Source organism: Streptococcus mitis (genome assembly GCF_002096925.1).
In the GTDB taxonomy this organism is placed as follows: domain Bacteria; phylum Bacillota; class Bacilli; order Lactobacillales; family Streptococcaceae; genus Streptococcus; species Streptococcus mitis_AF.
This window is the reverse complement of sequence record NZ_NCVN01000025.1, coordinates 1-15,493: the sequence shown is the minus strand read 5'-3', so window position 1 is coordinate 15,493 and position 15,493 is coordinate 1. Positions and strand designations below refer to the sequence as shown.

9 protein-coding genes and 1 pseudogene are annotated in these 15,493 nt (G+C 41.5%); 8 read left to right on the top strand and 2 right to left on the bottom strand.

The annotated features are described in order from the left end of the window. Window positions 1-226: 226 nt before the first annotated feature. From B7692_RS05715 to glmS, 6 genes are all read left to right on the top strand, one after another. Window positions 227-985, top strand: a complete 759-nt coding sequence (locus tag B7692_RS05715; protein ID WP_084930180.1) for an isoprenyl transferase — start codon at window positions 227-229, stop codon at window positions 983-985. A gap of 8 nt (window positions 986-993) precedes the next feature. Then, window positions 994-1,797 (top strand): phosphatidate cytidylyltransferase, encoded by an 804-nt coding sequence (locus B7692_RS05710; protein WP_084930179.1) that lies wholly within the window; start codon window positions 994-996, stop codon window positions 1,795-1,797. Window positions 1,798-1,818: 21 nt separating this feature from the next. Beyond that, a complete protein-coding gene (rseP, locus tag B7692_RS05705; protein ID WP_084930178.1) occupies window positions 1,819-3,078 on the top strand; it encodes an RIP metalloprotease RseP in 1,260 nt (419 codons plus the stop codon). A gap of 12 nt (window positions 3,079-3,090) precedes the next feature. Next, window positions 3,091-4,944 (top strand): proline--tRNA ligase, encoded by a 1,854-nt coding sequence (locus B7692_RS05700; RefSeq protein WP_084930177.1) that lies wholly within the window; start codon window positions 3,091-3,093, stop codon window positions 4,942-4,944. Between the two features lie 98 nt (window positions 4,945-5,042). Further along, window positions 5,043-6,422, top strand: a complete 1,380-nt coding sequence (gene bglA, locus B7692_RS05695; protein WP_084930176.1) for a 6-phospho-beta-glucosidase — start codon at window positions 5,043-5,045, stop codon at window positions 6,420-6,422. Between the two features lie 191 nt (window positions 6,423-6,613). Further along, entirely contained in the window at window positions 6,614-8,422 is a 1,809-nt protein-coding gene (glmS, locus tag B7692_RS05690) for a glutamine--fructose-6-phosphate transaminase (isomerizing) (protein WP_084930175.1), read from the top strand. A gap of 223 nt (window positions 8,423-8,645) precedes the next feature. Here the strand turns inward: glmS and B7692_RS05685 are convergent, their stop codons facing one another. Further along, a complete protein-coding gene (locus B7692_RS05685; protein WP_084930174.1) occupies window positions 8,646-12,542 on the bottom strand; it encodes a pullulanase in 3,897 nt (1,298 codons plus the stop codon). Between the two features lie 114 nt (window positions 12,543-12,656). Continuing rightward, window positions 12,657-14,135 carry an AcpB/EbpR/MafR family transcriptional regulator gene (locus B7692_RS05680; RefSeq protein ID WP_084930173.1) on the bottom strand — a complete coding sequence of 493 codons (1,479 nt, stop codon included), beginning with the start codon at window positions 14,133-14,135 and terminating at the stop codon, window positions 12,657-12,659. 333 nt (window positions 14,136-14,468) lie between these two features. Here B7692_RS05680 and tnpA point away from each other — a divergent pair. Together tnpA and B7692_RS05670 are read left to right on the top strand one after the other, a co-directional pair. Beyond that, window positions 14,469-14,855: pseudogene (gene tnpA / locus B7692_RS05675) on the top strand (IS200/IS605 family transposase); the annotation flags it as partial. 128 nt (window positions 14,856-14,983) lie between these two features. After that, a partial coding sequence (locus tag B7692_RS05670) for a transposase (protein WP_142360030.1) occupies window positions 14,984-15,493 on the top strand: 510 nt, incomplete at its 3' end.

Here is a 15,493-nt window from a genome sequence, read left to right as displayed (position 1 = left end):
CTTTAAGCTAGGAAGTGTATACTAAGTCCATAAGTTAAGAAGACCTTAACTTAAACTCCTAAAACTTTTTCATAATAATCTCCCTATAAAAAATAAAGTCGCCCAATCAGGCGGCTTATTTTTTTGAAAAATGGGCTTTGTGCCTGAGAATAAATAGCTTAGTGATAGAAGAAAATGGGGAAATATGGTATAATGAAACGATAGATTTTTGAATAGGAATAAGATCATGTTTGGATTTTTTAAGAAAGATAAGGCTGTGGAAGTAGAGGTTCCGACACAGGTTCCTGCTCATATCGGCATCATCATGGATGGCAATGGTCGTTGGGCTAAAAAACGTATGCAACCGCGAGTCTTCGGACACAAGGCGGGCATGGAAGCATTGCAAACTGTGACCAAGGCAGCCAACAAACTAGGCGTTAAGGTTATTACGGTCTATGCTTTTTCTACAGAAAACTGGACCCGTCCAGATCAGGAAGTCAAGTTTATCATGAACTTGCCAGTAGAGTTTTATGATAATTATGTCCCGGAATTGCATGCGAATAATGTTAAGATTCAAATGATTGGGGAAACAGACCGCCTGCCTAAGCAAACCTTTGAAGCTCTGACTAAAGCTGAGGAATTGACTAAGAACAACACAGGTTTGATTCTTAATTTTGCCCTCAACTATGGTGGACGTGCTGAGATTACACAGGCTCTTAAGTTGATTTCTCAGGATGTGTTAGATGCCAAAATCAACCCAGGTGACATCACAGAGGAATTGATTGGCAACTATCTCTTCACCCAGCATTTGCCTAAGGAGTTACGAGACCCAGACTTGATTATCCGCACTAGTGGAGAATTGCGTTTGAGCAATTTCCTTCCATGGCAGGGAGCCTACAGTGAGCTCTATTTTACAGATACCTTGTGGCCTGATTTTGACGAGGTAGCCTTGCAGGAAGCCATTCTTGCCTACAATCGTCGTCATCGCCGATTTGGAGGAGTTTAGGAGGAAATATGACACAGGATTTACAGAAAAGAACCTTGTTTGCAGGAATTGCCCTGGCTATTTTCCTACCAATTTTAATGATTGGGGGACTCTTGCTTCAGATAGCAATTGGAATCATAGCCATGCTAGCCATGCATGAACTTTTGAAGATGAGAGGTCTAGAGACCATGACTATGGAGGGCCTCTTGACTCTCTTTGCAACCTTTGCCTTGACCATTCCCTTGGAGAATTACCTGACTTTTTTGCCAGTTGATGGGAATGTGGTTGCCTATAGTGTTCTGATTTCAATCATGTTAGGAACGACCGTTTTTAGCAAGTCTTATACGATTGAGGATGCGGTTTTCCCGCTTGCTATGAGTTTTTATGTTGGCTTTGGATTTAATGCTTTACTAGATGCTCGCGTTGCAGGTTTAGATAAGGCTCTCTTGGCCTTGTGTATTGTCTGGGCGACAGACAGTGGTGCCTATCTTATAGGAATGAACTATGGTAAACGAAAATTAGCTCCGACAGTTTCTCCAAATAAAACCTTTGAGGGTGCCTTGGGTGGTATTTTAGGTGCGATTTTAGTAACCATCATCTTTATGATGTTTGACAGAACAGTTGCTCTTCCGTATGGAATTTACAAGATGTCAGTCTTTGCTATTTTCTTTAGCATTGCTGGACAATTTGGTGATTTACTAGAAAGTTCGATCAAGCGTCACTTTGGTGTCAAGGATTCTGGGAAATTTATTCCTGGACATGGTGGTGTTTTGGATCGTTTCGATAGTATGTTGCTTGTATTTCCAATTATGCACTTGTTTGGACTCTTTTAATAAAAAGACGGAGGAAATACTATGCTCGGAATTTTAACCTTTATTCTGGTTTTTGGAATTATTGTAGTGGTGCACGAGTTCGGACACTTCTACTTTGCCAAGAAATCAGGAATTCTAGTGCGTGAATTTGCCATTGGTATGGGTCCCAAAATCTTTGCTCATATTGGCAAGGATGGAACGGCCTACACCATTCGAATCTTGCCTCTTGGGGGCTATGTTCGCATGGCCGGTTGGGGTGATGATACGACTGAAATCAAAACAGGGACTCCTGTCAGTTTGACGCTTACTGATGATGGTAAGGTTAAACGCATTAATCTTTCAGGTAAAAAATTGGATCAAACAGCTCTTCCTATGCAGGTGACCCAGTTTGACTTTGAAGACAAGCTCTTTATCAGGGGCTTGGTTCTGGAAGAAGAAAAAACATTTGCAGTAGATCACGATGCAACGGTTGTGGAAGCAGATGGTACTGAGGTTCGGATTGCACCTTTAGATGTTCAATATCAAAATGCAACTATCTGGGGGAAACTGATTACCAATTTTGCAGGTCCTATGAACAACTTTATCTTAGGTGTCGTTGTTTTTTGGATTTTAATCTTTATGCAGGGTGGTGTCAGAGATGTTGATACCAATCAGTTCCATGTCATGCCTCAAGGGGCCTTGGCTAAGGTGGGAGTACCAGAAACGGCACAGATTACCAAGATTGGCTCACATGAGGTTAGCAACTGGGAAAGTTTGATTCAGGCTGTGGAATCAGAAACCAAAGATAAGACGGCCCCGACCTTGGATGTGACTATTTCTGAAAATGGTAGTGACAAACAAGTCACTGTTAGTCCGGAAGAAAGTCAAGGCCGTTACCTTCTAGGTGTTCAACCGGGGATTAAGTCAGATTTTCTATCCATGTTTGTAGGTGGTTTTACAACTGCTGCTGACTCGGCTCTCCGAATTCTCTCAGCTCTGAAAAATCTGATTTTCCAACCGGATTTGAACAAGCTAGGTGGACCTGTTGCTATTTTTAAGGCAAGTAGTGATGCTGCTAAAAATGGAATTGAGAATGTCTTGTACTTCTTGGCAATAATTTCCATCAATATTGGGATTTTTAATCTTATTCCGATTCCAGCCCTGGATGGTGGTAAGATTGTGCTCAATATCCTAGAAGCCATTCGCCGCAAACCATTGAAACAAGAAATTGAAACCTATGTCACCTTGGCCGGAGTGGTCATCATGGTTGTCTTGATGATTGCTGTGACCTGGAATGACATCATGCGACTCTTTTTTAGATAATCGAGGAATATTATGAAACAAAGTAAAATGCCTATCCCAACGCTTCGCGAAATGCCAAGCGATGCTCAAGTTATCAGCCATGCTCTTATGTTGCGTGCTGGTTATGTTCGCCAAGTATCTGCAGGTGTTTATTCTTATCTACCACTTGCAAATCGTGTGATTGAAAAAGCTAAAAATATCATGCGCCAAGAATTCGACAAGATTGGTGCAGTTGAGATGTTGGCTCCTGCCCTTCTTAGTGCAGAATTGTGGCGCGAATCAGGTCGTTACGAAACTTATGGTGAGGACCTTTACAAACTAAAAAATCGTGAAAAATCAGACTTTATCCTAGGTCCAACTCACGAAGAAACCTTTACAGCTATTGTCCGTGATTCTGTTAAGTCTTACAAGCAATTGCCACTCAACCTTTACCAAATCCAACCTAAGTATCGTGATGAAAAACGCCCACGTAATGGACTTCTTCGTACACGTGAGTTCATCATGAAGGATGCTTACAGCTTTCACGCTAACTATGATAGCTTGGACAGTGTTTATGATGAGTACAAAGCTGCTTATGAGCGTATTTTCACTCGTAGTGGTTTAGATTTCAAGGCAATTATTGGTGACGGTGGAGCTATGGGTGGTAAGGACAGCCAAGAATTTATGGCCATTACACCTGCTCGTACAGACCTTGACCGCTGGGTTGTCTTGGACAAGTCAGTTGCTTCATTTGATGAGATTCCTGCAGAAGTGCAAGAAGAAATCAAGGCAGAATTGCTTAAATGGATGGTTTCTGGTGAAGATACCATTGCTTACTCAAGTGAATCTAGCTATGCGGCTAACTTGGAAATGGCAACAAATGAGTACAAACCAAGCAACCGTGTTGTCGCTGAAGAAGAAGTGACTCGTGTTGCAACTCCAGATGTTAAATCAATTGATGAAGTTGCAGCCTTCCTCAATGTTCCAGAAGAACAAACAATTAAAACTCTCTTCTACATGGCAGATGGTGAGCTTGTTGCAGCCCTTCTAGTTGGAAATGACCAACTCAACGAAGTCAAGTTGAAAAACCACTTGGGAGCAGATTTCTTCGACGTTGCTAGCGAAGAAGAAGTGGCGAATGTTGTTCAAGCAGGATTTGGTTCACTTGGACCAGTTGGTTTGCCAGAGAATGTTAAAATTATTGCAGATCGTAAGGTGCAAGATGTTCGCAATGCAGTTGTCGGTGCTAACGAAGATGGCTACCACTTGACTGGTGTGAACCCAGGCCGTGACTTTACTGCAGAATATGTGGATATCCGTGAAGTTCGTGAGGGTGAAATTTCTCCAGACGGACAAGGTGTCCTTAACTTTGCGCGTGGTATCGAAATTGGTCACATCTTCAAACTTGGCACACGCTATTCAGCAAGCATGGGAGCAGATGTTTTGGATGAAAATGGCCGTGCTGTGCCAATTATCATGGGATGTTATGGTATCGGTGTCAGCCGTCTCCTTTCAGCAGTGATGGAGCAACACGCTCGCCTCTTTGTTAACAAAACGCCAAAAGGTGAATACCGTTACGCTTGGGGAATCAACTTCCCTAAAGAATTGGCACCATTTGATGTGCACTTGATTACTGTCAATGTTAAGGATGATGAAGCGCAAGCCTTGACAGAAAAGCTTGAAGCAAGCTTGATGGGAGCTGGTTACGAAGTCTTGACGGATGACCGTAACGAACGTGTCGGAGTCAAATTTAGCGACAGCGACTTGATTGGATTGCCAATCCGTATCACTGTTGGGAAGAAAGCAGCCGATGGAATCGTAGAAGTGAAGATTAAAGCGACTGGTGACACCATCGAAGTTCATGCAGATAACTTGCTTGAAACGCTTGAAATCCTCAGCAAGAAATAAAAACTATAATCAGAAGAAAAACAAGGAAAAAATGTAACTAGTTTTTACCTTGTTTTTTCTGTATAATGGGAAAAATGAGTAGATAAAGAGGTAAATGTATGCTAAGATTTCCAAAGGATTTTGTCTGGGGATCCTCTACTTCTGGACCACAAACAGAAGGACGTGTAGCTGGTGACGGTAAGGGAGATAATCTATGGGATTATTGGTACCAAGTGGAGCCAAATCGTTATTATAATGGGATTGGTCCAGATAAGACATCGACCTTTTATGAAAATTGGGAAAAGGATATTGAGCTACTGTTAGAAACTGGTCACACGGCCTTTCGGACTTCTATTCAGTGGTCACGGATTTTTCCACAAGGGCGTGGGGAAGTCAATCCTCAAGGTGTAGACTTTTACCGTAAGGTTTTTGAGGCTATTAAGGCCAAAGGGATTCGTCTTTTAGTGAATCTTTATCATTTTGATTTGCCTTTTGCTCTTCAAGAGGATGGTGATGGTTGGGAAAATAAGGCGACTGTCTCAGCCTATGAAGACTATGCTCGTTTTTGTTTTGAGACTTATGGAGATTTAGTGGATCAATGGATTACCTTTAACGAGCCCATCGTTCCAGTAGAATTTGGCTATTTTTACGATGCCCATTATCCACATAAGGTGGATGCAGAAGCAGCCGTTAAAGTAGCTTATCATACACAATTGGCCAGCAGTCGGGCGGTTAAGGCTTGTCATGAACTTTTGCCAGATTCCAAGATTGGGATTGTCTTAAACTTGACACCGGCTTATCCACGTAGCCAGCATCCTGCTGATGTCAATGCTGCTCGTATTGCGGACCTTTTTCAGGCCCAATCTTTCTTAGATCCATCTGTTTTGGGGACTTATCCACAGGAGTTGGTAGAAATCTTGCATGAATATGGGCTCTTACCTGATGCTACAGAGGAGGAGTTGGAGCTCATTCGTGACAATACGGTGGACTTCCTTGGTGTCAACTACTATCAACCTTTGCGTGTTATGGCTCCTCGATTTGCTAAGCATCCAGAGAGTCCACTCTTACCAGAACATTTTTACGAGCCTTATGTGATGCCTGGACGTAAAATTAATCCTCACCGTGGCTGGGAAATTTATGAGCAAGGGATTTATGACATTGCCCAAAATATCAAGGAAAACTATGGCAATATCGAGTGGATGTTGACTGAGAATGGTATGGGTGTTGAAGGGGAAGAAAAATTCCGTCAAGATGGAATGATTCAAGATGATTACCGTATTGACTTTGTAAAAGGTCATCTTCGTGAACTTCACCGTGCTATTGAAGATGGAGCCAACTGTAAAGGATACTTAATCTGGACCTTTATTGATTGCTGGTCATGGCTCAACAGCTATAAAAATCGCTATGGTTTGGTTGAATTAGACTTGGAAACGCAAGAACGTCGTCTGAAGAAATCAGGGCACTGGTTCAAGGAATTAAGCGACAATAATGGATTTTAAAAAGGACTCTGACTAATGATTTTAATTGGTCAGAGTCTTTTGCTTACAGGAGCTTAATTTGAACTATACCAATTTTTGCTCTTGACAAGTGAAAGAAACAAGTATATACTGTTTTTGCTGATTCTATAAAAGAGGAATCAGACTATACCAATTTTAAGGGGAAAGCACAGCTGGTCTGTGTCGTATATACTATGTGTGGAATTGTTGGTGTTGTTGGAAACACAAATGCAACTGATATTTTGATTCAAGGGCTTGAAAAGCTCGAATACCGTGGTTATGATTCTGCGGGGATTTTTGTCCTAGGTGGTGCTGAAAACCATCTGGTCAAGGCGGTTGGTCGTATTGCAGAATTGTCTGCCAAGACAGCTGGTGTGGAGGGAACAACTGGTATCGGACATACTCGTTGGGCAACTCACGGGAAACCAACTGAGGACAATGCTCACCCACACCGCTCTGAGACAGAACGTTTTGTCTTGGTTCACAATGGGGTGATTGAAAACTACCTTGAAATCAAGGAAGAATACCTTGCAGGTCACCACTTCAAGGGGCAAACAGATACGGAAATCGCCGTTCACTTGATTGGAAAATTTGCGGAAGAAGATGGCTTGTCAGTTCTTGAAGCCTTCAAAAAAGCCCTTCATATCATCCGTGGTTCTTATGCCTTTGCCTTGGTTGACTCACAAGATCCTGAAGTCATCTACGTAGCTAAAAATAAATCACCACTTTTGATTGGTCTTGGAGAAGGCTATAACATGGTCTGCTCAGATGCTATGGCTATGATTCGTGAAACCAACCAATACATGGAAATTTATGACCAAGAGTTGGTAATCGTCAAGGCTGATAGTGTAGAAGTTCAAGACTATGATGGTAATAGTCGTGAGCGTGCTAGCTATACTGCTGAGCTTGATTTGTCAGATATCGGTAAGGGAACTTACCCTTACTACATGCTCAAGGAAATTGATGAGCAACCAACTGTTATGCGTAAACTCATCCAAGCCTACACAGATGAGGCTGGTCAAGTTGTCGTAGAACCAGCTATCATCCAGGCTGTTCAAGATGCAGACCGCATTTACATCCTTGCAGCTGGGACATCTTACCACGCAGGATTTGCTTCTAAGAAAATGTTGGAAGAATTGACTGATACACCAGTAGAACTTGGAATTTCATCTGAGTGGGGCTATGGTATGCCACTTCTCAGCAAGAAACCACTCTTCATCTTTATCAGTCAGTCTGGTGAAACAGCGGATAGCCGTCAGGTTTTGGTTAAGGCTAATGAAATGGGTATCCCAAGCTTGACAGTGACAAACGTCCCAGGTTCAACTCTTTCACGTGAAGCCAACCATACCATGCTCCTTCATGCAGGACCTGAAATTGCCGTAGCCTCAACCAAGGCTTATACAGCGCAAATCGCAGCCCTTGCCTTCCTTGCAAAATCAGTCGGAGAAGCAAATGGAAATACCAAAGCACAAGCCTTTGATTTGGTGCATGAGTTGTCAATTGTAGCTCAGTCTATCGAATCAACTCTTTCAGAGAAAGAAACCATCGAAGCCAAGGTTCGTGAGCTTCTTGAAACAACTCGCAATGCCTTTTACATCGGACGTGGTCAAGATTACTACGTAGCCATGGAAGCAAGTCTCAAACTCAAAGAGATTTCTTACATCCAGTGTGAAGGTTTTGCGGCAGGAGAACTCAAGCACGGAACCATTGCCTTGATTGAAGAAGGAACGCCTGTTTTGGCCCTCTTGTCAGATCCAGTCCTTGCCAACCACACTCGTGGAAATATCCAAGAAGTGGCAGCCCGTGGTGCCAAGGTTCTCACTATTGCAGAAGAAAATGTTGCCAAAGATACAGACGACATCGTTCTTACGACCGTCCACCCTTACCTCTCACCAATTTCAATGGTTGTGCCAACGCAATTAGTCGCTTATTTTGCAACACTCCACCGTGGCCTTGATGTGGACAAACCACGTAATCTTGCTAAATCAGTAACGGTAGAATAAGCTAAAAAAGTCTAGTTATCTAGGCTTTTTCTTGTGAGCAAACTAGGAAGCTAGCCGCAGGCTGTACTTGAGTACGGCAAGGTGAAGCTGACGTGGTTTGAATTTGATTTTAGAAGAGTCTTAATAAAAAATCCTAATCGAGTTTATTATGACGGCAAATATTGTGCAAAAATCAATCCCCCGAGCGTTAAGGCTTGGGGGATTGTTCTATAGGAGGGCTAGTTTAGTTCTCTTTTTTGTTTTTTAGTAAGAAACCGAGACCTAGAAGGGTGAGGAGACTAATTCCTGCAAACAGGAGTTTGTGATCGTTTTTGGTTCCTGTATTTGGAAGTTCAGCTTGTTTAGCTAGGGGGGCAGGTTTATTTTCCTTGCTAGAGTTTTCTACCGATTCGTTTTGAACCGCCTCTTTTACAGATGATGCTTGTGCTTCTTGTGTTGGTTGTGAAGTTTGTGAATCAGTTGTAGCTTGGCTAGGTTTATTTTCCGCATCGGCTACTTTTGCATCTGGTTTTGCAGAATCAGGTTTAGTTTGTGGAGCTGGAGTTTGCTGTTCCGGTTTGACTACTCGGTTTGGAATATTGTCTTGGATATTATATTGCCCTTGTTCTTGTTTTAAGCTAGAAAGGTCAAATTCTGGTTTTTCTTCCACAGCTGGGGCAACGATGGCACCACCTTGAGAGACTCGAAGAACAGTAGCTGTAAGGGCATTTAATTTCAAGCCTTTTTCAGTCCACTCAAGTCCTTTAGGGTTGGCAATTCCGACTGGTCCTGCTTGGTTTTCATCTGCCAAAACTTCAGCATTTCTGAGGTGGGCAAAGGCAGTTCCCAAATTAAATTCGCGAGCTTTTTCATCCGCATTGACAAAGACTGCGTAGATATCACCGTTTGGAGCAGTGATTTGGTAGCCAATTACCACGTCCTCTTTTGCCACACCATTTTGGCCTGGAACAGTGATGAGGTGGACACGGTCTTTGATATCTTGGAGACTCTTAAGTCGGAAGGCATCTGTAGATTGACGAAGGGCAATCAAACCTTTCATATAGTCACGGCTCTTGACATTTTCAGGATATGCTTTTCTATCTGTAGCCTTAGTCCAGTCAAACTTGTTAATAGCATCACTCGAATCGTAAGAGTCATGGATGAAGTAAGGATAGTCAAATGGATTGCCATCCTTATCACGCAACAAGTGAGATTTGTTTGGAACCTTGTTCTCTTCTACTGGGGTCTTGTAGGCTGGGTCACGGAATTGTTTGGTGCGTCCGTATTCCTGACCAGAGTGGATAAATGGAGTTCCTTGAGCTGTCAAGACCATGAGGTTTCCAAGTCGCAAACGACGATGGATTTCAGCATAGTTCTCAGCCTTGCTTGGGTCTTTTTTGATAGACTGGGCAATGATATCAAAGAGGGTCAAGTTATCATGGGCTGCTATGTATTGGATGACATCTCCAGGGCTATCTGCTTCAAAGTTGGTTGGCTGAGCAATGAGATTTTTAAAGATAGTGTTGACATCACGCTTGCCACCCGTGATAAAGGCAGGTTGACCTTCATTTGGATAACCAGACTTGAGGTTGTTACGGATGTCATCTGAAAAGACAGCGACAGTATCGGTATGTTTCATCCAATCTTGGTCAGCAGCTCTAGTAGGCATGTTTTCATCACCAGCATAGGTTCTCCAACCTTCACCCAGCATGATGAGGTTTGGATTGAGGGCGCGTGCAGCCTTGTACGCTTCTTCGATAGAAGCGGCATCATGGTCTCCCATCATATCGAAGCGGAATCCATCTACTTTGTAGGTATCAACCAGATATTTGATAGAGTCAACTAGGAGCCGTTTGGTCATATGGTGGGTTGTTCCCAAGCGTCCACCACCAAAGCTAGTGCGAGGTGTACCATCAGCATCCATAAAGTGGTAGTAGTTTGGTTCTAAATCTTCAAAGATATCGACTTTAGCTGTATGGTTATACACTACGTCTAGGATAGCTCCCATACCACGTTTGTGGATTTCATTGATGAGATTTTTAAACTCTGCGATTCGTTTTTCTGGATTCTTAGGATCGCTTGAGTACATACCAGTCAAGGAGAAGTAGTTTTGAGGGTCATATCCCCAGTTGTAGTTGCTGTTGCTTGAAGCATAGTCAGACAAGCGTTCATGGTTCTTCAATTCATTGACAAAGTAGTAAGACAAGACTGGAAGGAGCTGGATGTGGGTCACACCCAAGTCTTTGAGATAGTCTAGTTTTTCAATAAAGGCTTCAAAGGTACCAAATGGTTTGGTCAAGTCTTTTGCAATGGCAGGATCTGAAGTGAAGTCACGCACATGAGCTTCGTAGATAACGGCATCTTCACGAGTCTTGAAGTTGTGAATCTTACCATAAGTCAAGTCTTGAGGTCCGAGTTTGGCTGGATCTACAAAGGCGGCTTTAGCCACTTTATGGGCATCGTCAATCTTAGCATCGTCACTATTCCAAGCAGCGAGGGACTTAGCGTAAGGATCGAGTGCAAGAACAGTTTTACCTTGACGTTCGATTTGGTATTGATAATAGTATCCAGTGAAATCTGTGATTCCGAGTTTGTTTGTGCTATCTAGAGTTTGTTTCCAAGTTCCTCTTTCCCCTTTTTCAAGAGCGACAGTTCCAACCACTTTTTCAGGGTTATTCTTGTCGTAGACAACGACAGAAACCTTGTCAGCACTTGGTGACCAAAGGGTTAAATCAACTTGTTTTCCTTCTTCTTTTAGGTCAGCTCCAAGTTTGCCATCATAACTGTAAGTCTCATCTTTCAGACGCCAGCTTGTTTTGGTAGTGAATTGGTCAGCGTTGTAGCTCACGGTATAAGGATGTTTTGTGTCCGAGAAATCTCCACTGTAGGTCACTTTCTTACCAGCTTCATCGATTGCAACATCGGTGATAGCTACTTTATTTCCTAGGTGATTAGTGATGTTGGAGTGTTTGAGGATATCCTCTTTTTTAGCACCGACAAGTGTTGAAAAACTACTCTCAATGCTAGAAGTGCCTACGTGTTGGGCTCCTGTCATACGGATATCATGGACATAGTATGGATTTGTGTAAATCGATTCATCATCGTCTTTTAGGAAAATTTGGCTATGATTTTTTAAATCTGTGAACTTATAATCTTCTTTACGGATTTTCACATCGTCTCCTTGTTTGTTTCTGTCTAGTAATAAAAATCCAAGGTCTTTAGCTGCATCTTTGAGTGGAATATCGATATAGCGACCATATTTGCCTGTAGCCGTAAAATCTGTTCCGTTAGGCCATTCACCACTACTTGGATTTTTCACATCTCCCCAGTACCAGAGAGATTTCTTGTCATAGTTGCCATCTGTACGGTAGTAGTTGACGCGAATAGTTCCTGCAGGTTGTGGCTCGTAAGAGAAAACCTTGTGTTCTTGGTCCAACCAAGCCTCATTCATATTTGGTGCCAGTTTTTCTATCGATTTATCGCCGGTTAGATTTTTCCCAGCTGTATTATTGATGAGGAAGCTAATTTTCTTGGCTTGTTCTCCCTTTAATTTGACATCTAGGTAGTAGCCATAGTCATCTTTTTTGGCATCCTTAAAGGACAAGGCTCCGTTAGGCCAGTTTTCAGATGGTTTTTCAACATCGTCCCAAGTCCATAGTCCTTGAGCATCCTTGTTTTCTTCAGGAAGCTTTTTGACATGGATACGGAAGTAGTTGTCTTCTATTGGTTCTTCTGCCTTAGTTTCAGTCGTTACTGGACTCGTAGAAGTAGTTGGTTCACTTGAACGATCTTGTCCGGTTTGTGGGGCTGAATCGGCTGGGGTTGCAGCAGGAGTGGGTACCTCTGTTGCAGGTTTTTCTTCTGTTTTCTCTAGGGAAGCGTTTGCATTATTAGGCGAAGAAATATCACTTTCGTTCTTACCAGAGTTAACTACTGTATCAGTAAGAGGTTGTGCAAGGGCAGTAGTAGTTTCATTACTAGTTCCCTTATTGCTTGTAGTATTTTCGTTTGCTGAGATAGTTGGTGTAGCCATGGCAAGCAGGACAAGGCTTGCTCCAATAAGGACAGAACCAGTTCCATTTTTGAGGGAACGGATGCTGTAAACCATTTTTTTCTCAGTTTGAGATGGTATTTTTCTCATAATGATTCTCCAATCAATAAATTTCTATCATCAGTATAGCACTTAGTAAAATAAGATGCAAGCGTTTTCCTGAAATTAAAATAAAAGAAAAAATCGCAACAAATTTTGTTACGATTAAGCCAGTCTTTCTTTATGAATTTGAGAAGCAAGAAGGTGAAGGTGATGAAATAATTCTGAAGTAGAGAAGTTACGATTGTAGATAAGTGGTTTAGGAGAGTTGGTGACAGGAAAGGTAGTGATAATAATATCGTGAGGAATTTGATTGAGAATTGAGAAAGAAATCGCAGATTCTTCCCAAGAATCAAAGAGATAGAGATTATTGCCGTAGTGAGCAAGGGTGTCGATAAGGTTTTGTGCGTGATGACTATCCAAATGACTAATGACTAAAACACGTATTTTGGGAAGTTTTTGAAGTAATTGGACTAAAATTCGTTGCCCTTGGATAGAAAAGGTGTAGACAAGTTCTTGTAGCTTACTTGGGTGATTTTCTAGCCCCATTTCAGTAAGGTAAGATTGGAATTTGTGTTGACTTACTTCAAATAGTTTTGGAAATTCTTTTTGATAATTGGTTAAAAGTAGAGACTTTTGTTTTTCAAGAGACTTGTTGCTGAGTGGGTGTAGAAAATCAGATTGGGCAGTGTAGTGGAGGAGCCAAATCAATTCCTCGCGATTTTCAATCTGTAGGTGAAATTCTTTAGATAACTCTTCTAAGATTTGGCTCAATAAACGGTAGGATTTTTGGATATGATGAATATCACCCAGCGCTCCGTTGTTAGGCTTGTTTGTTATTTGAGGGAACTTGATTGGGTTTGAAAATAGCTGTTCCAGTGTTTCCTTTGTCGGTTCAAAACAGAGATTTCTAGCCAGTTTTTTGATATTTTGTTCAAACTGGGTAATCTGCATGAGGGTGCTGTAGTGACTGGTTAAAAGGGGAGTAGGACTTTCAATGAAGTGACTCTTATTAAACCGCTCCAGATTGATAGCTAGGGTATATTTGATTTGCCGTAAGCTACTGAGGTTGGGTGAAACTTGTTGGGCATCCAAAAATAACTGAATCAGGTGAGTCAGTGTTTCTTCAGAAATAGAAGGGAAGGGCCAATCAAGAAAGTCGTAACTTTGGCTAAAGTAGTCTAGATAAAAGGCACGAATGTCCTCTTCTGTTCCCTCCATGACTAAAGGGGAAAGTTGGATGCTGATGCCATAATGTTGTGGAAGTTTAGTATTTAGATGCTGGATGATTTCCTGAACTCGTTCGCAGCTCATCACAAGTTCTTGACACATTTGCTCGAGTGATTGTCCCTCATTGAAAAACAACTGGTTCAAAAAGGAGTAGGTTTCAGATTGTTTAAAAATCGCAGTCCTGGGATCCAAGGCGTTTTGGAAGTCAAACTGCAATTGAATGCCTTTTTTGCTTGATTGAAGCAGGAGGTTTGGAAATAATTGTTCAAGCTTAAAAAGGTTTTCTTGCAATTCTTCTATTGAAAAATTCAGCTTCTTAGCCAAGTCTGGAATTTCTATCCAATCGTGGTGTTTGGTTAATTCTTCCAGTAAGAATAGCAAGTCTTGTTCAGTTTTAGACAGCAATATATTCATCATAAACCTCCCTATATATTTATACATATATATTAAAATAAAAGCTTGGTAAAGTCAAGAAAACAGCCTATGATAAAATAGGGGAATCGTAATTTACTATATTTCTATTGAACGATTAAACGGAAAATGAAGTTTGCAACGTGATAGTAGCATGCAATTTTTATAGGAAAAGATTAAGGCTAATTATGTGACTATTAGTCTGTCTCGATCCGTTAGGTGCGAGACAAAAAAACCACCCGCTATGCGGGTGCGTGTCGAAGGTTATACCCAAAAAACTCCAAACGCGATACAATAAAGGTGTTCAAGCCAATTGTAAAGCGAAAGGAGAAAAATATGGCACAAAAGGTATATAGTTTATCGCACACAAAGTGGCACTGTAAGTATCACATTGTGTTTACCCCTAAGTATAGACGAAAAGTTATCTATAATCAATATCGAAGTAGTTTAGGCGAAATATTTCATCGTTTGTGTAGTTATAAAGGAGTTAAAATTATCGAGGGTCACTTAATGCCAGACCATGTACATATGTTAGTAAGTATTCCATCAAGGATAAGTATTTCAAGTTTCATGGGTTATTTAAAAGGAAAAAGTGCACTCATGATGTTTGACAAACACGCTAATCTCAAGTACAAGTTTGGGAATCCGCATTTCTGGGCGGAAGGTTATTATGTAAGTACAGTAGGGCTTAATGAAGCCACAATTAAGAAATATATCCAAGATTAAAGAGTCTGGGACAATAGTCTCTTATCTCCAAAAAAAAGCAACGGATTTGCCGTTGCTTTTTTGCATGGTTGCGATAGTCTTGGTAAAATAGAATTGCTTAATAAACCATTTAGAAAGGCCATCCCATGCATATTCACTATAACACAAATCAAACAACTTTACCACTAGAAATCAGTTCTTTCTTTCCACAGGACCATCTCGTCTTTACTATTGAAAGAGTGGTGAATACCTTGGAAGATTGTTACTTCCATGCCTTCTATCATGCCTTTGCTCGTCCGTCTTATCACCCTAAAATGCTTATAGCTACTCTTCTATTTGCCTATCCACAAGGGATTTTCTCTGGACGAAAAATCGAAAAAATGATGATTGAAAATCTCGCTATGCAATACCTAACAGGACCGTTGGTTGTCAGCTATCGCACCATCAATCGTTTTCGAGTCGCTGAAGGGATGGAAGAACTCATACGTAATCTTTTCATGGACCTCAATCTTCGTTTAAAAATGGAAGAGTTAGTGACCTTAGATTGTCTGTTTATTGATGGTACTAAGATTGAAGCCAATGCCAACAAGTATAGTTTTGTGTGGAAGAAAGCGGCAGAGAAATTCTCCGCCAAACTGCAAGAACAGATACAGAAC